Annotated in this window: 16 protein-coding genes and 1 pseudogene; 11 read left to right on the top strand and 6 right to left on the bottom strand. The window is 74.4% G+C overall.

Annotated features, from left to right (window positions below):
• Positions 1–276: 276 nt before the first annotated feature.
• On the bottom strand, positions 277–963 hold the full coding sequence (locus H7H31_RS06360) for a response regulator transcription factor (protein ID WP_187062996.1): 687 nt from the start codon (positions 961–963) through the stop codon (positions 277–279).
• A complete protein-coding gene (locus tag H7H31_RS06355) occupies positions 960–2,453 on the bottom strand; it encodes a sensor histidine kinase (protein ID WP_232109714.1) in 1,494 nt (497 codons plus the stop codon). The genes H7H31_RS06360 and H7H31_RS06355 overlap by 4 nt, the downstream gene beginning before the upstream one ends.
• 125 nt (positions 2,454–2,578) lie before the next feature.
• Here H7H31_RS06355 and H7H31_RS06350 point away from each other — a divergent pair, with 125 nt between their 5' ends.
• Entirely contained in the window at positions 2,579–2,920 is a 342-nt protein-coding gene (locus H7H31_RS06350) for a hypothetical protein (protein ID WP_187062995.1), read from the top strand.
• A gap of 39 nt (positions 2,921–2,959) precedes the next feature.
• Here H7H31_RS06350 and H7H31_RS06345 read toward each other — a convergent pair whose 3' ends face one another.
• On the bottom strand, positions 2,960–4,465 hold the full coding sequence (locus H7H31_RS06345) for an FAD-dependent oxidoreductase (RefSeq protein ID WP_187062994.1): 1,506 nt from the start codon (positions 4,463–4,465) through the stop codon (positions 2,960–2,962).
• A gap of 238 nt (positions 4,466–4,703) precedes the next feature.
• Here H7H31_RS06345 and H7H31_RS06340 point away from each other — a divergent pair, with 238 nt between their 5' ends.
• Entirely contained in the window at positions 4,704–5,678 is a 975-nt protein-coding gene (locus H7H31_RS06340) for a LysR family transcriptional regulator (RefSeq protein ID WP_232109713.1), read from the top strand.
• Positions 5,679–5,777: 99 nt separating this feature from the next.
• Here H7H31_RS06340 and glgX read toward each other — a convergent pair whose 3' ends face one another.
• The gene (gene glgX / locus H7H31_RS06335; protein ID WP_187062993.1) at positions 5,778–7,946 is read right to left on the bottom strand and encodes a glycogen debranching protein GlgX; all 2,169 of its coding nucleotides are present in this window, start codon (positions 7,944–7,946) and stop codon (positions 5,778–5,780) included.
• A 380-nt stretch (positions 7,947–8,326) separates the two neighbouring features.
• On the opposite strand from glgX, the gene H7H31_RS06330 reads away from it, so the two are divergent.
• The 3 genes from H7H31_RS06330 (at position 8,327) to H7H31_RS06320 (ending at position 11,646) form a co-directional block, all read left to right on the top strand.
• Complete coding sequence (locus H7H31_RS06330) at positions 8,327–9,571, top strand: SAV2148 family HEPN domain-containing protein (RefSeq protein ID WP_176164634.1); 1,245 nt, start codon at positions 8,327–8,329, stop codon at positions 9,569–9,571.
• A gap of 127 nt (positions 9,572–9,698) precedes the next feature.
• Positions 9,699–10,751, top strand: coding sequence for a hypothetical protein (locus H7H31_RS06325; protein ID WP_187062992.1), 1,053 nt, complete (start codon positions 9,699–9,701; stop codon positions 10,749–10,751).
• A 172-nt stretch (positions 10,752–10,923) separates the two neighbouring features.
• Positions 10,924–11,646: a 3'-5' exonuclease gene (locus tag H7H31_RS06320; protein ID WP_187062991.1), complete on the top strand. Its 723-nt coding sequence runs from the start codon at positions 10,924–10,926 to the stop codon at positions 11,644–11,646.
• A 143-nt stretch (positions 11,647–11,789) separates the two neighbouring features.
• Here H7H31_RS06320 and H7H31_RS06315 read toward each other — a convergent pair whose 3' ends face one another.
• Positions 11,790–12,662 carry a phosphotransferase enzyme family protein gene (locus tag H7H31_RS06315; RefSeq protein WP_187062990.1) on the bottom strand — a complete coding sequence of 291 codons (873 nt, stop codon included), beginning with the start codon at positions 12,660–12,662 and terminating at the stop codon, positions 11,790–11,792.
• 447 nt (positions 12,663–13,109) lie between these two features.
• On the opposite strand from H7H31_RS06315, the gene H7H31_RS06310 reads away from it, so the two are divergent.
• The 4 genes and pseudogenes from H7H31_RS06310 to H7H31_RS06295 all read left to right on the top strand — a co-directional run bounded on the left by H7H31_RS06310 (position 13,110) and on the right by H7H31_RS06295 (position 17,818).
• A complete protein-coding gene (locus H7H31_RS06310) occupies positions 13,110–14,075 on the top strand; it encodes a carbohydrate ABC transporter permease (RefSeq protein ID WP_187062998.1) in 966 nt (321 codons plus the stop codon).
• Positions 14,076–14,212: 137 nt separating this feature from the next.
• A complete protein-coding gene (locus H7H31_RS06305) occupies positions 14,213–15,055 on the top strand; it encodes a carbohydrate ABC transporter permease (protein ID WP_187062997.1) in 843 nt (280 codons plus the stop codon).
• On the top strand, positions 15,055–16,383 hold the full coding sequence (locus H7H31_RS06300; protein WP_187062989.1) for an ABC transporter substrate-binding protein: 1,329 nt from the start codon (positions 15,055–15,057) through the stop codon (positions 16,381–16,383). Before H7H31_RS06305 ends, H7H31_RS06300 begins: the two co-directional genes overlap by 1 nt.
• Positions 16,384–16,548: 165 nt before the next feature.
• Positions 16,549–17,818: pseudogene (locus H7H31_RS06295) on the top strand (macrolide family glycosyltransferase).
• Between the two features lie 131 nt (positions 17,819–17,949).
• Here H7H31_RS06295 and H7H31_RS06290 read toward each other — a convergent pair.
• Positions 17,950–19,095, bottom strand: coding sequence for an FAD-dependent oxidoreductase (locus H7H31_RS06290; protein WP_187062987.1), 1,146 nt, complete (start codon positions 19,093–19,095; stop codon positions 17,950–17,952).
• A 190-nt stretch (positions 19,096–19,285) separates the two neighbouring features.
• Here H7H31_RS06290 and H7H31_RS06285 point away from each other — a divergent pair, with 190 nt between their 5' ends.
• On the top strand, positions 19,286–19,879 hold the full coding sequence (locus tag H7H31_RS06285) for a TetR/AcrR family transcriptional regulator (RefSeq protein WP_187060246.1): 594 nt from the start codon (positions 19,286–19,288) through the stop codon (positions 19,877–19,879).
• 93 nt (positions 19,880–19,972) lie between these two features.
• Entirely contained in the window at positions 19,973–20,524 is a 552-nt protein-coding gene (locus H7H31_RS06280; RefSeq protein ID WP_187060245.1) for a GNAT family N-acetyltransferase, read from the top strand.
• The last annotated feature ends 35 nt before the right edge of the window (positions 20,525–20,559 follow it).

Genomic DNA, 20,559 nt, shown 5'->3' with positions numbered 1-20,559 from the left:
CCTGCGGACGGGGCGGGAGCGCGGGAATGAAGTGACGTACATGGCTCCGGCCTCCTTCCGTGATCTAGGGCGTGACCGCACTGTAGGCGGGCCACCGGCGCCCTGTCCACACCTTTGTGCGAGTGCCGCCGGGCGGGGCGCGCCGTACGCGCGGCCGGTCGGCGCTCCCCGCCCGGCCCGCGCCCACCGCCGCCCCCGTTCCTTGTCGCCCCGTCACCACGCCAGGCATCCCACGTCCCGTCCCGTCCCGCCCCGCCGTCGCGCGCCGGGTGGGTGTCAGGGGGTGTTGCCGTCCAGCAGGCCCGCGTCGTGCGTCAACAGGGCTATCTGCACCCGGTTGTTGAGGTCGAGCTTGGTCAGGATGCGGGAGACGTGCGTCTTGACCGTGGCGACGCTCATGTACAGCGCGGTGCCGATCTCCGCGTTCGACTTGCCCTCGCCGACGGCGAGGGCCACCTCGCGCTCCCGGTCGTTCAACTGGCCCAGCAGGCCGCGCGCCCGGCTGCGGCGCAGGTCCTGGCCGGCGCCGGCCACGTGCTCGATGAGCTGCTGGGTGACCGCCGGTGAGAGCACCGGGTCACCGGCGGCGACCCGGTGCACGGCGGCCACGATCTCGGCCGGCGGCGTGTCCTTGAGGAGGAACCCGGCCGCCCCGGCCCGCAGCGCGCGCAGCACGTGCTCGTCGGCGTGGAACGTCGTCAACACGATGACCTCGGGCGGCCGTTCCGCGCGCCGCAACTCCTCCGTCGCCGCGAGCCCGTCCAGCGTGGGCATGCGGATGTCCATCAGCACGACGTCGGGGGAGTGCCGCCGCACCAGCGGGCCGACCTCGGTCCCGTCGGCGGCCTCGCCGACGATCTCCACGTCGGCCGAGCCACCCAACATCAGCCGCAGCCCGGCGCGTACCAGCGGGTCGTCGTCGACGAGGAGCACGCGCACGCGCTGGTGATCGGAGGTGTTCATGAGGGCCACGGTAGCCAGGCGCGCAGCAGGAAGCCGCCGTCTTCCACGGCCCGGCTCTCCAGGCCGCCCCCGGCCAGCGAGGTGCGCTCGGCCAGGCCGATCAGCCCCTGCCCGGAGCCGGGTATCCGCTCCGCCCGCCGCGCCCTCCCGGCCCGCGCCACGGGCCGGTCCCGCACCTCGACCGTCAGACCGCGCTCGGGGGCGCCGGCCACCCGCACCGTGACCGCGGCGTCCGGGGCGTGCTTGCGGGCGTTGGTCAGCCCCTCCTGCACGATCCGGTACGCCGTGCGCCCCGTCGCGGCCGGCACCGGGTCGCACGCCTCCCGTTCGTCGTGCAGCGCCACCCGCATGGCCGCCTGCCGCGACTCATCGACCAGCCGTGGCAGGTCGGCCAGCGTGGGCTGCGGCCGGCTCGGCTCGGCCCCGTCCCAGAGGTCCCGGGCGGCCAGCGGCGCCTGCTGGTCGTGCGGTGCGCAGGCGGCGCCGGCCGCGCGGTCGGCGCGCTCGCGGCGCGGGCGCCGGAACCCGCTCGGCCTCCTCCGGGCTTCCGTCCCCGGTCGGGGCTCCGGCACCGCTCCCGCTCCCGTGTCCGCTCCCGCCGTCGACGACGGCGCGCCGTCCGCGGCCGTCGGGGTGCCGGCGCCGGCCGTGGGCTGCCCGATGGGGGCGCGGAGCACGCCGATCACCTCCCGCAGGTCCTCCAGGGCCTGGTGGGCGCTGGCCCGGATCACGCCCGCGGCCTGCGCGACGTCCTGCGGCGGCGCGTCGGGCCGGTACTCCAGCGCGCCCGCGTGCACGCTCAGCAGGGACAGCCGGTGCGCGAGCACGTCGTGCATCTCGCGCGCGATGCGCTCCCGGGTGAGCCGTTGGACGCGCTCGGCGCGCAGCGCGGCCTCCGACTCCGCCCGGTGCGCCCGCTCCCGCAGCGAGATGACGAGTTGGCGCCGGGAGCGGACGAACATGCCCCAGCCGATGGCCGTGCTGTAGAGCAGCGCCCCGGTCAGCACGGAGCCCACGTACCCCAGGTCGGGATCGGTGTGCACCAGCCCGTTGACCAGGCTGCTCGCGAACGCCAGCGCGCCGACGACGGCCACGGGACGGAACGGGCGGTGCACCGCGACGGTGAACATCACCACCAGGCTCGGGCCGATCACGAAGTGCGAGGCCGTGGACGCCAGCAGCATGGCCGCCGCGAGCGGCACCGGCCACCGCCGGCGGAACCACAGCGCCGCGCAGGCCAGCAACCCGAGCACCTGGTCGACGAAGAGCCACAGCTCCGGCAGGTCGGGGTCCTCCACCACCGACTCGGCGGTCATGAAGGAGAACAGCGCGGCGAGCACGAAGGCGCTGAGGTCCACCGCCCAGTCGCGGGGCCCGCGCCGGGCGCGCGCGGGACGCGCGCCGGGCGCCTGCGCGGGCTCGCCCTCGGACGCCCCCGCCGCGACGGGCGCGGGCGGCGGTTCGTGCGTACCGTTCAACGTGCCGTTCATGCCGGCGAATCTACGGAACGGCGCCGCGTGCGCGCCCCCTCAGCACGGCATGGGCTACCAAAGTCGCGGGTCCGTAGACCTTCGGCGGACGGGCGGCGGCGCCCCGCGCGCCTAGCGTCGGGCCCATGAGAAAGCTGCTTGAGCTGCTGGGCGCGGGGTTGCTCCTGATCGGCGCCTCCAGCCTCGTCCACCACTTCACCGACTGGTTCGGCAAGTGGGCCGTGCTGGACCGGCTGCCCTTCCTCGACGGGTACGAGCTGTACGCCAGCGGGATCGTGGCGGTGCTGGGCTTCGCCGTGCTGTGCGCCGGCGACCTGGTCCCCGACGGCGGCACCCGCGCCTCGGCCCGTACCCCCGCCCGTACCAGCCGGCACCCCGCCGGCGACGCCGAGCCCGATGCCGGGGGCGCCGAACCCCAGGCCCACGGTGGCCAGTCCGACGCCCACGCCGGCGAGGACGGCGACTGAACCGCTGAACCGCCCGCGATGCCGTCGGCCCCGACGGCGTCAGTGCTGGTGCAGACCCCGGCCCGCCAGCGTGAGGAACACCTCGCCCACGGCCTCGGAGAGCGTCGGGTGCGGGTGGATGTGCTGGGCGACGTCGGTCGGGTCGGCCTCCCAGCCGACGATGAGCTGACCCTCGGCGATCATCTCCGAGACGTGCGGGCCCACCAGGTGCACCCCGAGCACCGTGCCCACCTCGCCGGCCGCCCCCACGGCCGACCGCGCCCCCGAGCTGCCCGGCTCCGCGCCGGCGGCCGGCCCGCCGGCGCCGCGCTCGGCGACGACCTTCACCAGGCCGCCCTGGCCGTGCACCATGCCCTTGGCCGTAGCCGTCAGCGGCAGCGTGTTGGTGACCACGTCGTGGCCCCGCTCCCGGGCGCCCTCCTCGGTGAGCCCGACGGACGCGGTCTGCGGGCTGGAGTACGTCACCCGTGGCACGGCGGCGTAGTCGATGGGGCGCGGGGCGCGCCCGGCCAGCGTCTCGGCCACGAGCAGCCCCTCCGCGAACGAGGCGTGCGCCAGGCCCAGCGACGGCGGCGGCAGCAGGTCGCCCACCACGTGCACGCCCGGGACGGCCGTCTCCAGGCGCGACCAGTCGGCCGGCGCCACGAACCCCCGCGCGTCCGGCGCCAGTCCCGCCGCCGCGAGGCCGAGCCCCTCGGTCACCGGCGCCCGCCCCACGGCCACGAGCACCCGTTCCACGTCCAGGTGGCGCAGCTCGCCGCGCGGCACGCTGACCGTGACGCGCACCCCGTCCTCGTACGGCCGCGCCTCCTCGCACCTGGCCCCGGTCCACACCGTGACGCCCCGCTTCTTCAGGCCGCGCGTCACGTGCCGACCGACGTCCGCGTCCTCCAGCGGAAGCAGCCGGTCCGCCGCCTCCACCAGGGTCACCGTGGCCCCCATCGAGCGGTGCAGCGAGGCGTACTCCACGCCGATCGCGCCGCCGCCGATGACCAGTACGGAGCCCGGGAGCCCCGGCGCGAACAGGGCGTCGTCGCTGGTGACCACCCGGCGCCCGTCGGGTACGAGCCCCGGCAGCGTGCGCGGCCTCGAACCGGTCGCCAGCACGACGCCGCGCCGCGCTCGCCGCGTCCCGCCCGGCTCCACGCGCACCGTACGGGGCCCGGTCAGCGTCGCCGTCGCGTGCACCACGCGCACCCCCGCGTGTGCGAGGTGGCCCTCGACGCCTCGGTGGTTGCGGGCCACGATGTCGTCGCGGGTCGCCGTCAGCGCGGCCCAGTCCACGCCCTCCACCGTCGCCTTGACGCCCCACCGTTCGCGGGCCTCCGTGACGCCGTCCACCAACTCGGCCGCGTGCAGCATCGCCTTGCTGGGCACGCACCCACGGTGCAGGCAGGTGCCGCCGACCAGGTCGCGCTCGACCAGCACCACGTCCAGGCCCAGCGCGGCGGCCCGCAGAGCGGTGCTGTAGCCGCCGGTGCCGCCGCCGATCACGATGACGTCCGCGACGTGCGCGTTCTCTGTTTCCTGTGCTCGATCCGCCATGGCCCAAGGCTCCGCCCACAGCGGCCGATCGGTCCAAGGCAATGTTTTGATGGAGCCGATGAAACCCGTGCATGCCAGGCGGCACACCCGCGTCGTTCGGGCGCGGAGCGGTCTTCGTGGGGCGGCGGGTGTGGCGCGCGCCACCGTGGCGCGGGCGGGGTCGGGGCGCTGGCGCGGCGTGTCCGGGGGGTGCCCCCGCGACCGGCGGGTGGGGCGGACGAGGAAGGTGGGGGCGGCGATGAGCCTGCGACAGATGGAGTACCTGGTCGCGGTGGTGGAGGAGGGCTCGTTCACGCGCGCCGCCGAGACGCTCAGCGTCACGCAGTCGGCGCTCTCCCACCAGATCAAGGCGCTGGAACGGGAGGTGGGCGGCCCGCTGTTGGAGCGCCTGCCGCGCGGCGTGCGGCTGACCCCGATGGGCCGCGCCTTCCTGCCGCACGCCGAGCTGGCCGTGCGCAGCGCGGGTCAGGCGCGCCGCGCGGCCCGGGCCGCCGCCGGGGCGGCCGACGGCGAACTGCACATCGCCAGCGTGCACGCGGTGGCCATGGGGGTGCTGCCGGAGACGTTCGCCCGCTGGCGGCGCGCGCACCCCGGGATGCGCCTGACGTTGCACGAGTACGCGTCGGCCGGCGAGCTGGCCGACCACATGGACCGTGGCGTGGCCGACCTGGCCGTCGGGCACCGGCCCCCACACTGGCAGGGCCCGGTGGAGCCGGTGGGGTCCGAGGAGATCGTCATCGCCGTCCCCGCCGACGACCCGCTGGCCCGCCGTGGCTCCGTACGGCTGGCCGAACTGGCCGACCGCCCCTGGGTGCGCTGCGCCCTGGAGCCGATCGTCGCCGGCCGTCCCGCCATGGACGCGATCTGCGAGCGCGCGGGGTTCACGCCCCGCAACGCGGTCCACACCGAGCACACGTCCACGGCGGTCCGCATGGCGCGCGCCGGCGCGGGCGTGGTGGCCGCCCCGGCGCACGTCATCGCCGGCATCCAGGGCTGCGTCGGGCTCCGCGTCGACCCGCCGATCCGCCGTGAACTGGTCGTCTTCTCGCGCGCCGAGCTGGTCGGCGCGGCCCGGGCGTTCGTCGCCGAGCTACGCCAGACCCTGCCCGGCGCCCTCGCGGGCGCCCCGCCCGGCGCCACCGATGCCCCCCGCGCCACGGCCGCGACCGACCCCACCATGGTCGTCCCCGGGGCCACCGCTCCCGCGGCCTGACGCGACGTCCGGCCAGCACCCCCGCCGAGCCGCGCCGCGAGCCGCACCGACGCGAGGAGTCTCCGAACGGCGCCTCCGAACGACGCCTCCCAGCGGCGCCTACGAGGGGCGCTGGAGCACCAGCAGGCTGCGGTCCACCAGCGTGAGCCGGTCGCCCGCCGCGACGGTGGGGCCGGCGCCCGGCGGGACGCCGTCCGGGCGGGCGGTGTCCACCACCACCTGCCAGCGCCGGCCGTGGCGCGGCGGCACGGTGAAGGTGAGCGGCGCGCTGTGCGCGTTGAACATCAGCAGGAACGAGTCGTCGCGGACGCGCTCCCCGCGCGGGCCCGGCTCCGAGATCGCGTTGCCGTTGAGGAAGACCATCAGCGAGTTGGCGTGCGCCGCCTGCCAGTCGCGCTGGCGCATCGGCTCGCCCTCGGCCGTGAACCAGGCGATGTCCGACAGCGCGTCGTGGGTGCCCGCGACCGGCCGGCCGTGGAAGAAGCGCCGGCGGCGGAAGACCGGGTGGTCCCGGCGCAGCCACACCAGCGTGCGGGTGAACTCCAGCATCCGCAGCGCCTCCCGGTCCGCGTCCCGCTCCGGCTCCCGCTCCGACTCCTCGTCCGGCGCCGGGTCGGGGCGGCGGGGCCAGCGCACCCAGGCCAGCTCGTTGTCCTGGCAGTAGGCGTTGTTGTTGCCGTGCTGGGTGCGGGCGAACTCGTCGCCGTGGCTGAGCATCGGCACGCCCTGCGAGAGCAGCAGCGTGGCGACGAGGTTGCGCATCTGTCGGGCGCGCAGCTCGCGTACCGCCGGGTCCCGGCTCTCGCCCTCGACGCCGCAGTTCCAGGACCGGTTGTCGTTCTCGCCGTCCCGGTTGTCCTCGCCGTTGGCCTCGTTGTGCTTGTGGTCGTAGGAGACCAGGTCGCGCAGGGTGAAGCCGTCGTGGCAGGTGACGAAGTTGATGGAGGCCAGCGGGCGGCGGCCGTCGCTCTGGTAGAGGTCGGAGGAGCCGGTGAGCCGGGAGCCGAACTCGGCCAGCGTGCGCGGCTGGCCGCGCCACAGGTCGCGCACCGTGTCCCGGTACTTGCCGTTCCACTCGGTCCACAGCGGCGGGAAGTTGCCCACCTGGTAGCCGCCCTCGCCGACGTCCCACGGCTCCGCGATCAGCTTCACCCGGCTGACCACCGGGTCCTGCTGCACCAGGTCGAAGAACGAGGAGAGCCGGTCCACCTCGTGGAACTGGCGGGCCAGCGTCGCCGCCAGGTCGAAGCGGAACCCGTCCACCCGCATCTCGGTCACCCAGTAGCGCAGCGAGTCCATGATGAGCTGGAGCACGTGCGGGTGGCGCATCAGCAGCGAGTTGCCGGTGCCGGTGGTGTCCGTGTACGTGCGCGGGTCCTCGCCGAGCCGGTAGTACGAGGCGTTGTCCAGGCCGCGGAAGGAGAGCGTCGGTCCCAGGTGGTTGCCCTCGGCGGTGTGGTTGTAGACCACGTCGAGGATGACCTCGATGCCCGCCGCGTGCAGCGCCCGCACCGCCGACTTGAACTCCAGCACCTGCTGTCCCCGGTCGCCCCAGGAGGCGTACGCGTTGTGCGGGGCGAAGAACCCGATCGTGTTGTACCCCCAGTAGTTGGCCAACCCCTCGTCCACGAGCCGGTGGTCCTGGACGAACTGGTGCACCGGCATCAGCTCCAGCGTCGTCACCCCCAGCTCCGTCAGGTGCTCGATGACGGCCGGGTGCGCCAGCGCCGCGTACGTCCCGCGCAGCTCGTCCGGGAGCCCCGGGTGGCGCATGGTCAGGCCCTTCACATGGGCCTCGTAGATGACGGTGCGGTGGTAGTCGGTGCGCGGCGGCCGGTCGTCGCCCCAGTCGAAGTACGGGTTCACCACCACCGACGACATGGTGTGCGGGGCCGAGTCGAGGTCGTTGCGCCGCTCCGGGCGCCCGAAGTGGTAGCCGTAGACCGCCTCGTCCCAGTCGATCTGGCCGCTGACGGCCTTGGCGTACGGGTCGAGCAGCAGCTTGGCCGGGTTGCAGCGGTGGCCCCACTCCGGGGCGTAGGGGCCGTACACCCGAAAGCCGTACCGCTGGCCCGGCATCACGCCCGGCAGGTAGGCGTGCCGCACGAAGGCGTCGGTCTCCCGCAGTTCGACCGTCTCGTGGGAGCCGTCGTCGTGCAGCAGGCACAGCTCGATCCGTTGGGCGACCTCCGAGAACACCGCGAAGTTGGTGCCCGCGCCGTCGTAGGTGGCCCCGAGGGGGTAGGACTGTCCTGGCCAGACCTGCATGAATCGACTCTTCCACTTCTCTCGCCGGGCCGCCCGGCCGGGCGTTCGGCGCATGCGTGACAAGTGTCCGTATGGGGCGATGTAGGGGCTGTACGGGGATGTGCCGCACCATAATGCACCGGCCGTCGCGTGGAAGGGCGTCGGGCGCGAGCCCGGGGGCGCGGGAGTCGTGCCCGGGGCGGGCGGAGGTGGCGGCGCGCGCCGCGCCCCGTGGCGCGGCGTGCGACTATGAATCGCCTCACTCCGCGTGGTCGGGGTGAGCACAACGCGCCGCGAGCGGTGGCGCGTTGACGCACAACTGACCTGCTGAGGCTGCACCGGCTCCCCGCATCGCAGTAGTCTGCCTTGATCGTTGGACGGGGGCGGAAGGCGGTGCACAGGTGAGCTCGGGCGGGCTGGAGCTGCCATCTGGGGAGGAGAGCACCCCGCAGGGCGGCGCCACCGACGCACCTCCCGGCGCGGTATCCCTGGTCAGGCCGGTGGAGATCGGAGCGGAACTGGACTGGGGCACCGACGCGTGGGCCGAGGTGCACACGCGCGCGCGGCGGGCGGGCCGTGCCTACATCTGGCTCAATCTGGTCGAACAGCGACTGCGCGCGGTGGTGGCCTCGGTGCTGCAACCGATCTACGAGCCGGTGCACGGCGAGGACTGGGTGGTGGCCGCCGCGGGCCCGGCCGGCCAGGAGTGGGTGCAGCGCGCGGTGGCCGTGCGCGAGGTCAGCCGCCGCAAGGGCTACCTCCTCGACCCGGCCGACGACAATGTCGTCAGCTTCCTGACGCTGCCCCAGTTGCGCGAACTCCTGGTCCAGCACTGGCCGTGCTTCGTGCCCTACCTGGACGACCGGCGCGAGCTCGAACTCGCGCTCGACGAGCTGGAAGTCACCCGCAACGTCGTCTCGCGCAACCGCGCCCTGTCCCAGAACGTGCTCGACCAGGCGGAGCGCGCCTCGGCCCGCCTCCTGGACATCCTCGGCGGCGGCACCGGCGGCCCCTCGACCGACCGGCTGCCGATAGACGCGGTCGAGGACCTGGTGGGGGACCGGTACGCGGACGTGGTCAGCGTCCACGCCGACCGGGTCCGGCTCCAGCGCCAGTTGCCCGCGGAGGACCTGTTCGGCAGCGCGCGCCGGCTGGACGCCATGGGCATAGGTCTGAACCTGCTCGTGCAGAACTACTCGGGGCGCCGCCTGATGCGGCTCGCGGAGACCGGCTGCCGGACGCGGCTCCTCTTCCTCAACCCGGCCAGCAGCGCGGTCCGCCGCCGGGAGCGGGAACTCGGCATGCGCAAGGGCGAGCTCAGCCGCTCGGTGGAGATGAACATCCTGCACATGCGCCGGGTGCGGGCCCGGCTGCGGGACCCCGGCGCCTTCGAGATCCACGTCTTCGACGAGACCCCGCGGGTGACCGCCTACCTCATCAACGGCGACTCGGCCGACGGCGTCGGCGTCGTCCAGTCGTACCTGCGCAGGGCCCGTGGCATGGAGGCCCCGGTGCTGGTGCTGCGCGCCGGTGGCCGCGAGCGCGAGGTGGTGCGCGGGGTGGACACGGGCGCCGACAACAGCCTCTTCGAGGTCTACCGCGAGGAGTTCGAGGGCGCCTGGGCCGACTCCCGCCCGGTCTCCTGAGACCCGCGCCCGGCCGTCGAGCAGGGGCCTGTCCGGGGCTCGGCCCCGGAGCGGGAGCACCCGCCACGTGGCGCCGGGCGGCGCGATACGCTGCGCGGACCTGACAAAACGGGAGAGGGAACGCGACGTGAGTATGCCCCCGCAGCAGCCCGGGTCCGGAGTTCCGGAAGGCGGTTGGCCGTCCGGCCAGCCCGGGCCGGGCGGGCCGCCGCAGAACCCCTACGGCTACCCCCACAGCTACCCCCAGCAGGGCTCGCCCTATGGCGGTCAGCCGGGCCAGCAACCCCCGTACGGACAGGCCGGCCAGCAACCCCTGTACGGGCAGCCGGGCCAGCAACCCCCGTACGGGCAGCCGGGTCAGCAGTCCCCGTACGCCCAGCCCGGGTACGGCGCGCCGTACGGCGGTGGCCCGGGGATGGGTGGGCCGCCGGGGCCGCCGAACGGGGGTTCGCGCAAGACCGTGGCGATCGTCGTCGGCGCCGTGCTCGTGGGCCTGCTGGCGATCGGCGGCGTGGTGTTCGCGACGAGCGGCGACGACGGCGGGGGCAAGCGGGACGAGTCCAAGGTCAGCGACGACTCCTCGGTCGACGCCAGTCAGCGGCCGAGCCCGAGCCAGAGCCCGACGCTGCCCACGCCCAGCCCGACCGCCGACACCGACCGCGACACGAACACGAAGTACAAGGTGGTCCTCCCCAAGTCGCTGGAGGGCGGCAAGTACACGCTGGAGAAGGACCTCAGCGAGTCGGCCGACGAGCAGGTGCCGGACGACGGCAGCGGGGCGAGCGGCGTCAAGCCCGCCACCGGGCGCTACGTCACCGCGCCCCGGGACGCGGAGATGGTGGTCACCGGGCTCAACGGCACCTTCGTCAGCCCCACGTACGCCAAGAACAGCTTCTTCCGCGGGCTGGAGGGCAACGACAACGCCGAGGTGGGGGTCGAGCGCCGGGAGATCACCCCGCCCGGTGCGGACGCCGCGTTGACCTGCGAGGTCGTGATCAAGCGGCAGAGCGGGCAGAAGCTCGTGATGCCCGTGTGCGCCTGGGCCGACACCACCACGCTCGTGGCCGTCATGGAGAACACCCGCGCCGCCACCGGCAAGGACCCGCACTCCATCGACCTGGACGGCTTCGCCGCCCGGGTGGACGGCATGCGCGACGACCTGCTGACCCCGATGAGCTGAGCCGGACCCGCGCCTCCCCCTCCCCTCAAAACCCATCAACTCGGGCATATCGCTGCTTCTTGGGGTATTCGGCCGGTGGGGGCGGTCGGCCGCGCCCGACGCCGGACGGGTTGTCAGTGGCGCGTGGGAAGGTGATGAACAACAGGGGGACGCACCACGAAGGAGGGCCGCCATGGGCTGGCATCGAGAGCTGCTGATCGGCTTCGACCTGGAGACCACGGGCACCGACCCGGACGAGGCACGGATCGTGACGGCCGCGGTCGTCGAGGTCCGGGGTGGGGAAGCGGTGGGCGGCCGGGAATGGCTGGCCGACCCGGGCATCCCCATACCGCAGGACGCCGTCGCCGTGCACGGCATCACCAACGCCCGCGCGGCGGCCGACGGACGGCCGGCCCGCGAGGTGGTGGCCGAGATAGCGGACGTGCTCGTGGCGCACTGGCGGGCGGGCACGCCGGTCGTGGCGTACAACGCGGCGTTCGACCTCAGCATGCTGGCGGCGGAGTTGCGCCGACACGGGCTGCCCTCGCTGCCCGAGCGGCTCGGTCGGGCCGACGTCGGCCCGGTCATCGACCCGTACACGATCGACCGCTCCGTCGACCGCTACCGCAAGGGCAAGCGCACCCTGGAGGCCGTCTGCGGGCACTACGGCGTCCCGCTCGACCAGGCGCACGAGGCCCGGTCGGACGCGCTGGCCGCGGCCCAGGTCGCCTGCGCGGTCGCCGAGCGGCACGCCCAGGTGGCGGGGCTCGACCTGTGGGAGCTGCACCGCAAGCAGGTCGGGTGGTACGCGGAGTGGGCCGCCGACTTCCAGTCCTGGCTGCGCCGCAAGGGCACCCAGGACGCGGTCGTGGATGGCGCCTGGCCGCTGCGCGGGGCACCGGCGATAGCCGGCTGACCGCGAGCCGGGCCCGGGCGCCCGGCCGCGGCGAGCGTGCGCAACGCCCCGCTACGGCACGGGCGCGACCGCTACGGCGCGTACCCACGCCACGCTGACGACGTGTACCCGCGCCACGTTCACGGCGCGTACCCGCGCCACGCTCACAGGGCGAACCACCGCACGCTCGGGTCGCCCGCCCGCAGCGACGCCACCCGGCGCTCGAACTCCGCGCGGGCGGCCGGGTTGCCCGGCGCGTGCTGCGCCACCCAGGCGCAGCTCGCCGTCTCCCGGGCCCCGCGCAGCACGGCGCATCCCTCCCACTCGCGCACGTCCCAGCCGTAGGCCGAGGTGAACTCCGCGTAGGCCGCCGCGTCGAGCCCGTACCGGTCGCGGGTGAGGGCCATCACCACCAGGTCGTGTTCGCGCAGGTCACTGGCGAAGGTCTCCAGGTCCACCAGGACCGGGCCGTCGGCGCTGACGTGCACGTTGCGCGGCAGCGCGTCGCCGTGCAGCGGACCGGGCGGCAGATGGGGCGTCAGCGCCGCCGCGGCCTGCGCGAAACCGTCCCGGCGCGCCCGCAGATAGGCCGCGTCGGCGGGGTCGATCGCGTCCCCGGCCAGCCGCAGCCACCGCTCCACGCCGCCCAGCAACTCGCGGCGCGGCAGCGCGAACGGCGGCTCGGGCAGGGCGTGCACGCGCCGCAGCAGCCCCGCCAGGTCGGCCGGGGTCGCGGCGCGGACCGCCGGCGGCAGCCGGTGCCAGACCGTGACCGGGTGCCCGTCGACCAGCAGCGCCCTCGGCTCGGCGGGGCGCACCGCGGGCACCCCGTGCTCGGCGAGCCAGGTCGCGACGCGCGGTTCGCGGCTCGCCCGCTCCCACAGCCCGCTCTCGCGCCCCACCTTGACCACGGTGCTGGCCAGCGCGAACACCGCGTTCTCGCCCAGGGCGAGCAGCCGCGCGTCGCCCGGCGCCCGCGCGAGCCCCGCCGCCGCCAACACCCGCCGGGCCCGCTCCTCGGTGAAATCCGCGCTCACGCCACGCTCCCCACACCGTCACGCCCCACGCCGCGCCCGTCCTCTCGTGCCCGTCCCCGTCTGGCCCCGGCTGACCGTGTCTGGCCTCGGCTGGCCGTGTCTGGCCGGGCCTGATCGGGCCGGGTTTTGTCCGGGCCTGTCTGATTTTGCCGCGTCCTGGTCTGGCCGTGCCTGACTCTGACCGGTCCTGTCCGGTCAGTCTCGCATCGCGGGAGTCGAGGTCGTGCGCGCGTACCGCTTGACTGCGATACGGACCGTCAGCACGATGACGGGGGCCTCCTGACGGGCGCCCGCTCCCCGTGACCACGGGACGGTTCCGCCCGCCCCAGGCGCGGCTGCCCCGCCCCAGCCAAGCCCAGCACCGGGGTGCCGCGCTCCCCGGACGGCGTCCGGGCCGCCGCGCCCCACCGCGCCGCGCCGTGAAGGAGCCCCCCTGCCGTGAGACCGATGACCGAGGCGGCTCGGTCCGGCGACGAACCGGACCGCGCCCCAGCCAAGGAGGCCCGCGCCCCGGGGTCGCGCGGCGGCCGGAGCCGGGGCGGGCGGCCCGCCGGGCTCGGGCCCTGGTTCCTGGTCCTGCCCGCCCTCCTGCCCATCCTGCTGCTGAGCGCGGGGCCCCTGCTGTACGGCATCGGCCTCGCGTTCACCGACTCCCAGTCGGGCCGCACCGAACCCACCGAGTGGATCGGCCTGCTCAACTTCCGCGACCTGCGCCACGACACCCTCTTCTGGGAGTCCTTCCGGGTCGGCCTGGTGTGGGCGGTGGGCGTCACGGTGCCGCAGTTCCTCCTCGGGCTCGGGCTCGCCCTGCTGCTCAGCCAGGACCTGCGGATGCGCTGGCTGGCGCGGACGCTGGCCATCGTGCCGTGGGCGATGCCGGAGGTCGTCGTCGGCATCATGTGGCGGCTCGTCTACCACTCCGACGCCGGCATCCTCAACGAGACGCTGCGTGACCTGCACCTGGGCGACGGTTCCGACTGGCTCGCGGGCCTGTCCAGCGCGCTGCCCGCGGTGATCGTGGTGGGCGTGTGGGCGGGCCTGCCCCAGGTCACTGTCGCCCTGCTGGCCGGGTTGCAGAACGTGCCGCGCGAACTGCGGGAGGCCGCCGCCGTGGACGGCGCCGGCGCCTGGCGCAGGTTCCGCACCGTCACCTGGCCCGCCATCCGCCCCATCGCCCTGGCCATCAGCGCGCTCAGTTTCATCTGGAACCTCAACTCCTTCGCCCTGGTGTACGTGCTCACCAGCGGCGGCCCCGGCGGACGCACCCGACTGCCGATGCTCTTCGCGTACGAGGAGGCGTTCCGGTACGGCCAGTTCGGCTACGCGGCGGCCATGGGCTGCGTCCTGGTCGCGGTCGTCTCCGTGCTGCTCGCCGTGTACCTCGTCGGACGGTTGAAGGGAGCGGACCAGTGAAGCGAGCCGGACCCGGTCCGACCGATCACCCCACGGACCACCCGACGCCGGGCCACTCCCGGGGCCGGGCCGCGCTGTCCCGGCCGAGTGCGGCGCTGTCCCGGCGGCGCGCGGCGTTGTCCCGGCGGCGCGCCGGTGTGCCCCGGCGCGGCCGGCGCCGGGCGGCGCGCGCCGGTCAGTACCTGGCGCTCCTGGGCTACCTGGTCTTCCTCGCCTTCCCCCTGTTGTGGCTCGTCTCCACCGCGTTCAAGCCGCCCACCGAACTCGCCACCCTGCACCCGACCTGGCTGCCGGAGCGCCCCACGTTCGACAACTTCCGGCGCGCCTTCGACGAGCAGCCGCTGCTGCGGGCCGCGGGCAACAGCCTGCTCACCGCCGGGAGCGCCGCCGCGATCTCGGTGCTGATCGCCACGCCCATGGCCTACGTGATGGCCCGGCACCGCTCGGCGCTCTCCCGCGCGGCCACCGGCTGGGTGGTGGTCAGCCAGGCGTTCCCGTTCGTGCTGGTGATCATCCCGCTGTTCCTGATCCTCAAGGAGTTCCGGCTCATCGACGAGCCCGCCGGGCTGGTCCTGGTCTACGTGGTCTGGTCGCTGCCGTTCGCGCTGTGGATGCTCGCCGGGTACGTGCGGGCCGTGCCGCGCGAGTTGGAGGAGGCCGCGGCGGTGGACGGGGCGGGCCGGCTGCGCACGCTGGTCTCGGTGACGGCTCCGCTGCTCGCGCCCGGCATCGTGGCCACCGCGCTGTTCACGTTCATCACCGCGTGGAACGAGTTCTTCTTCGCGCTCGTCCTGCTCAAGACCCCGGAGAAGCAGACCATGCCGGTCGTCCTCACCCACTTCATCGGCACCGAGGGCGTCGCCGACCTCGGGCCGCTGGCCGCCGCCGCGCTGCTGGCGACCCTGCCGTCGCTGGTGCTGTTCGCGTTAATCCAGCGCCGGATCACCGGCGGTCTGCTGGCCGGGGCGGTGAAGCACTGATGGCGGGAAGCCCGCACGAGCCGGCCCGTACGTCACCGCTCTCCCGCCGCCTGCCCCGCCGTCGCCTGCTGACCGCGGCCGGGGCGGCCGGCGTCGGCGCGCTGGTGCCCGGGTGCGCGAGCGGGGGCGGGGGCGGCCTCCGCTTCCTCTCGCTGGCCTGGCAGCAGGAGTCGGTGCGGGCCAACAAGCGGTTGGTCGCGGAGTGGAACGAGGCGCACCCGCGGTCCCGGGTGACCTACGTACAGGGCAGTTGGACCAGCGTGCACGACCAACTCCTCACCTCCTTCGAGGGCGGGGAGGCGCCGGACATCATCCACGACGCCTCCGACGACCTCGCCGACTTCGCCTACGGCGGCTACCTCGCCGACCTGGGCGACCTGCTCCCGGACCGGCTGCGACGCGAGATCCCGCCCCACAGTTGGCGGACCGCGACCTTCGGCGGGCGGGTGTACGGGGTGCCGTTCCTCCAGGAGCCCCGCATGATCATGGCCAACCGGCGGCTGCTGGCCGCCGCCGACGTGCGGCTGCCCACGGCGCGCGAGCCCTGGACGTGGGAGGAGTTCGCGGACGCCGCCGAGCGACTCACCCGTGGCGCCACGTACGGGGTGGCCTGGCCGCTCAAGGAGCCGGTCTCCGCGACGCTGAACCTCTCGCTGTCCACCGGCGGACACCTGTTCCACCGTGGCGACGACGGCAAGGTCACCATCCGCTACACGGCGCGCGACCGGGTGGTGCCGAACGCCATCCGCGACCAGGTGGTGCGGGAGAAGTCGGCATCCCGCAGCACCCTCGGCATGAGCGGTGCCGACACCCTGCCGGGCTTCTTCGGCGACCGGTACGCGATGGTGCCGCTCGGCTTCTCGTACCGGCAGCAGATCGTCCAGCAGGCCCCGCGCGGCTTCGACTGGGTGGTGCTGCCCGCGCCCGCCGGACCGGGCGGCGACCAGCGGCAGGGCGTCAGCCCGCAGACGCTGTCGATCGCGGCGGACTGCCGCCGCAAGGAGGAGGCGATGGCCTTCGTCGAGTTCCTGTTGCGACCGGCGAACATGGTGCGGCTGGCCCGTGGCGACTGGCTGCTGCCCACCGGCACCACCGCCCTGGCCGACCCGGCGCTGCGTACCCCGCGGCACGGCTGGGCCACCGGCACCGCGCTCGCCGGCCACCTGCGCTCGGCGCCCGCCCAGTCCGTGCGCGGCTACCCGGAGTGGAAGGACAAGGTGGCCACGCCCGCCTTCCAGGAGTTCTACAGCGGCGCGATCGACGACGGCGAGCTGCGGGACCGGCTGGTCTCCGACGGCAACCTGGTCCTCGCGCGCTACCAGCGCTGAGCGCCACCGGCTGGGGCTCGGCGGGGCTGCCGGGCCCGCATCCGTCGAGCCCCCAGCCGCCTTGCCCTGAGCCGCTGGGCCCTCACCCGTCGAAACCCGAAACCCCGAACCCGAAACCCCGAACCCGAGCCGCCGTCTCGCGACCCAGGGAGATGGACGAGACGTATCGTCTTGCACGAGACGTATCGTCTCGCGTACAGTCCCGATCATGACGCCAACCGAACGCGCCCACATCGCCATGTTCAGCATCGCGGCCCACGGGCACGTCAACCCCAGCCTTGAGGTGATCCGCGAACTCGTCGCCCGCGGCCACCGGGTCACCTACGCCATCCCCGCCTCGTTCGCGGAGAAGGTCGCCGCCACCGGCGCGGAGCCGGTGATCTACACCTCCACCCTGCCGACCGACGACGAGCCGGAGGCGTGGGGCACCGAACTCATCGACTACCTGGAGCACTTCCTGGCCGACGGCATGCAGATGCTGCCGCAACTCCTCGACGCGTACGCCGGCGACGAGCCGGACCTGGTGCTGCACGACATCACCTCGTACCCGGCGCCCATGCTGGCCCACCGCTGGGGCGTGCCGGCCATCCAGCTCACGCCGAACCTGGTGGTCTGGGACGGTTACGAGGAGTCCGAACTGGCCCAGGGGTTCGAGGAGATGAAGCGCACCCCGCGCGGCGCCGCCTACTACGACCGCTTCGCGGCCTGGCTCGTCGAACACGACATGACGCACACCGACCCGTCCCGGCTGGTCGCGATGCCCGAGCGCGGCATCGTGCTCATCCCCAGCGCCCTCCAGCCGCACTACGACAAGGTCGACACCTCCGTCTTCGCCTTCGTCGGCGCCTGCCAGGGCGACCGCGCCGACCAGGGGGAGTGGCACCGCCCCGCGCACCTGGACGCGGGGACCAAGGTGGTGCTCGTCTCGCTGGGCTCCGCCTGGACCAAGGAGCCCGCGTTCTACCGCGAGTGCCTCGCGGCCTTCGGCGACCTGCCCGGCTGGTACCTGGTGCTCCAGATCGGCAAGTTCGTGGACCCGGCCGAACTCGGCCCGATACCCGACAACGTCGAGGTCCACTCGTGGGTGCCGCAACTGTCCATCCTGCGCCAGGCCGACGCCTTCGTCACCCACGCCGGGGCCGGCGGCAGCCAGGAGGGGCTGGCCAGCGGCGTGCCGATGGTGGCGGTGCCGCTGGCCACCGACCAGTTCGGCAACGCGGCCATGCTGGCCGAACTGGGCGTGGCCCGGCACGTGCCCATGGCGGAGGCCACCGCCGACACGTTGCGCACGGCGGTGCTCGACCTGGTGGCCGACCCCGAGGTCGCCGCGGCCGTGCACCGGATGCGGGAGCGCACGGCCGCCGAGGGCGGGACCGAGCAGGCCGCCGACCTCATCGAGGCCGCGCTGCCCGGGCGCGCCGCACGACAGGGTTAGGCGCGCCACGCGGGCGCCCGCGCGGCTGGCCGGACGCCGCCACGCAGGGGGCGCGGCACTCGGGCGTCGGCGTCGCCTCCAGCGGAGTGCGACGCTCAGGTGCGGACGTCACCTCCAGCGGGGCGTGCCGCTCAGGCGCGGGCGTCGCCGGCGTGGCCGAAGTCGGGAACCTCGGCGGACACCAGGTGCTCCGCGCCGCCTTCGAGGGCGCGGGCCGTCTCGACGGAGCGGGGCACCATGGTCTCCTCGTACGCGCGGACGGCCTCCGCCACGGTGGTGGCGCTCGCGAGGGCGAGGGCGAGTTCGCTGGCGTCGAGCAGGGCGAGGTTGACACCGACGCCGAGTGGGGGCATGAGGTGGGCTGCGTCGCCGAGCAGGGTCACCGTCGGGCAGTGCCGCCAGGTGTGCGGCACCGGGAGGGCGAGGATCGGGCGGTCGACGTAGGGCCCGTCGTTGTCGGTGATCAACTGCCGCATCCGGGGTGACCAGTCGGCGTATGCGTCGAGCAACAGGGCGCGGATGCCGGCGGTGTCGTCGGCGGCCAGGCCGCTCGCGGCGATCCAGTCGACCGGGGCCCGCTGGATGAGGTAGACGCGGATCTGGTCGCGGCCGTTGCGCTGGGCGAACAGGCCACGGTCGCCGTCGGCCGCGGCGGCGCTCCCCGCGCCGACCAACGCGGCGATGTCGGGGTGCCGGCGCTCGACATCGGAGAACCACGCCTCCAGGAAGCTCACCCCGGTGTACTCGGGGACGGCGGGGGACACGGCCGGGCGCACCCGCGAGAACGCCCCGTCGGCGCCGATGACCAGGTCGGTTTCGACGCTCGTGCCGTCGGCGAAGCGCAGGCGCCGGGGCCCGTCGGCGGGTTCGCTGATCACGTCGAGGGCGCGGCCCCAGCGAACGGTTCCCGGCTCCAGGGAGCCGAGTAACAGGTCGCGCAACTGGCCGCGATCGATCTCCGGTTGGAGGAGTTCGCCTGCCTCCGGGACGGAGTGGAACAACAGCGACCCCGACGGGTCGAGTTGGCGCATCTCCTGCCCCTCGGGCCGGGCCAGTGAGAAGAAGTCATCGAGCAGGCCGGCCGCGCGCAGGGCGCGTTGACCGTTGTCGACGTGCAGGTCGAGGGTGCCGCCCTGGTCGCGCGCGGTCGGGCCGGGCTCGCGCTCGTACACGGTGACCGCGAGGCCGTGCCGCTGGAGGACCCGGGCGCAGGTCAGGCCGCCGGGCCCGGCGCCGATGACGCTGATCCTGGCGCGGGCGGGTGCTGGGGAGTGCATGGCTGTTCCTTACGTCGAGGGCGGGGGGAAGGGGTGCGGCGGGGCGAGGCGGGGCGAGGGCGCGCGGGGCGGCCAAGGGGGCCGGTCGCCGCACTGGCCGGTCGGGCTCCGCTCCCAGAACAGCACACCGAATAAAAAAGTGCAACGAGTCAACGTTTTAAACGAGGCAACCATCGGCTACGCTCCCGCCATGACCGAGCCCCCCGTCGGCCGCCGCGAACGCAAGAAGGCGGCCACCCGACAAGCCATCGCCGACGCCGCCCTGCGCCTCTTCCTGGAGCGCGGCTACGACCAGGTGAGCGTCCGCGACGTCGCCGAGGCGGCCGACGTGTCGACCACGACGGTGTTCAAGCACTTCAGCGGTAAGGAGGCGCTCGTCTTCGACCAGGAGGCGGACCGCGAGGCGGCGCTCGTCGCCGCCGTACGAGAGCGGCCCGCCGGCCGGAGCATCCCCGACGCCCTCCGCGCGCACGTCCTCGACACCTGGTTGCCGCTCACGGCTGACCCCCAACTGCCCGATTTCGTCCGCCTCGTGGACACCACGCCCGCGCTGCGTGCCTACGCCGAGCGCATGTGGACGCGGTACACCGATGCCCTCGGCGCGGCCATCGCCGAGGAGTGCGGCGTGCCCCACTCGGACCCGGCCTGCACGGCGCTGGCGCGGTTCGTCCTGGAGGTCCCGACCCTCGCGCGCGGCCAGGCGGACCGCCGCGCCGCCGTCGAAGCGATCTTCGACATCCTCACCCGGGGCTGGCAGCCACCCGGCCCGCCAGGCGACGCCTGAGCCCGGCTCGCGCCGGCCGCGCCGGCGGGGCCGCGCGACGGGCGGCCGGACGGCGACACGGCCGCGTAACAAGGGCCGCGTACCGTCGTGCGGATGAACGCACAGGTCGGCGGGGACGGTACGGGGTCGGGCGCGACGGTGAGGCCGGGCGGCGAGGGCGACCTCGAAGAGTTGACCCGGATCTACAATCACTACGTCGTCCGGACGCCCATCACCTTCGACACCGAACCCTTCACCGCCGAGCAGCGGCGGCCGTGGCTGCTGGCCCACCCCGCCACGGGGCCGCACCGGCTGCTCGTGGCCGAGGCGGGCGGCACGCTCCTCGGCTACGCGACCAGCAGTGCCTTCCGGGCCAAGCCGGCGTACGCGACCTCGGTGGAGACCACCGTCTACGCGGCGCCCGAACAGGTGGGGCGCGGCGTCGGACGGCTGCTGTACGCCGGGCTCTTCGCCGCGCTGGAGGCGGAGGACGTGCACGTGGCGCTCGCCGGGATCACCGTGCCGAACGAGGCGTCCCGGCGCCTCCACGCACATTTCGGCTTTCGGCTGGTCGGCGTCTTCGAGCACGTGGGGCGCAAGTTCGACAGGTTCTGGGACGTGGCCTGGTTCCAGAAGCCACTGTCCCCGGGGAACGCGGACGGCTGACCCCGCCGCCGACCGGGCGACCGACCAACCAACGC

It is taken from the genome of Streptomyces buecherae, assembly GCF_014295035.1.
Lineage (GTDB): Bacteria > Actinomycetota > Actinomycetes > Streptomycetales > Streptomycetaceae > Streptomyces > Streptomyces youssoufiensis.
This window is presented reverse-complemented; position numbering and strand designations above follow the sequence as displayed.

Bases quoted from the DNA above. Each gene is read 5' to 3' on its own strand.
- H7H31_RS06360 (WP_187062996.1), bottom strand. From the start codon at position 963: ATGAACACCTCCGATCACCAGCGCGTGCGCGTGCTCCTCGTCGACGAC.
- H7H31_RS06355 (WP_232109714.1), bottom strand. From the start codon at position 2,453: ATGAACGGCACGTTGAACGGTACGCACGAACCGCCGCCCGCGCCCGTC.
- H7H31_RS06350 (WP_187062995.1), top strand. From the start codon at position 2,579: ATGAGAAAGCTGCTTGAGCTGCTGGGCGCGGGGTTGCTCCTGATCGGC.
- H7H31_RS06345 (WP_187062994.1), bottom strand. From the start codon at position 4,465: ATGGCGGATCGAGCACAGGAAACAGAGAACGCGCACGTCGCGGACGTC.
- H7H31_RS06340 (WP_232109713.1), top strand. From the start codon at position 4,704: ATGAGCCTGCGACAGATGGAGTACCTGGTCGCGGTGGTGGAGGAGGGC.
- glgX (WP_187062993.1), bottom strand. From the start codon at position 7,946: ATGCAGGTCTGGCCAGGACAGTCCTACCCCCTCGGGGCCACCTACGAC.
- H7H31_RS06320 (WP_187062991.1), top strand. From the start codon at position 10,924: ATGGGCTGGCATCGAGAGCTGCTGATCGGCTTCGACCTGGAGACCACG.
- H7H31_RS06310 (WP_187062998.1), top strand. From the start codon at position 13,110: ATGACCGAGGCGGCTCGGTCCGGCGACGAACCGGACCGCGCCCCAGCC.
- H7H31_RS06300 (WP_187062989.1), top strand. From the start codon at position 15,055: ATGGCGGGAAGCCCGCACGAGCCGGCCCGTACGTCACCGCTCTCCCGC.
- H7H31_RS06290 (WP_187062987.1), bottom strand. From the start codon at position 19,095: ATGCACTCCCCAGCACCCGCCCGCGCCAGGATCAGCGTCATCGGCGCC.
- H7H31_RS06285 (WP_187060246.1), top strand. From the start codon at position 19,286: ATGACCGAGCCCCCCGTCGGCCGCCGCGAACGCAAGAAGGCGGCCACC.
- H7H31_RS06280 (WP_187060245.1), top strand. From the start codon at position 19,973: ATGAACGCACAGGTCGGCGGGGACGGTACGGGGTCGGGCGCGACGGTG.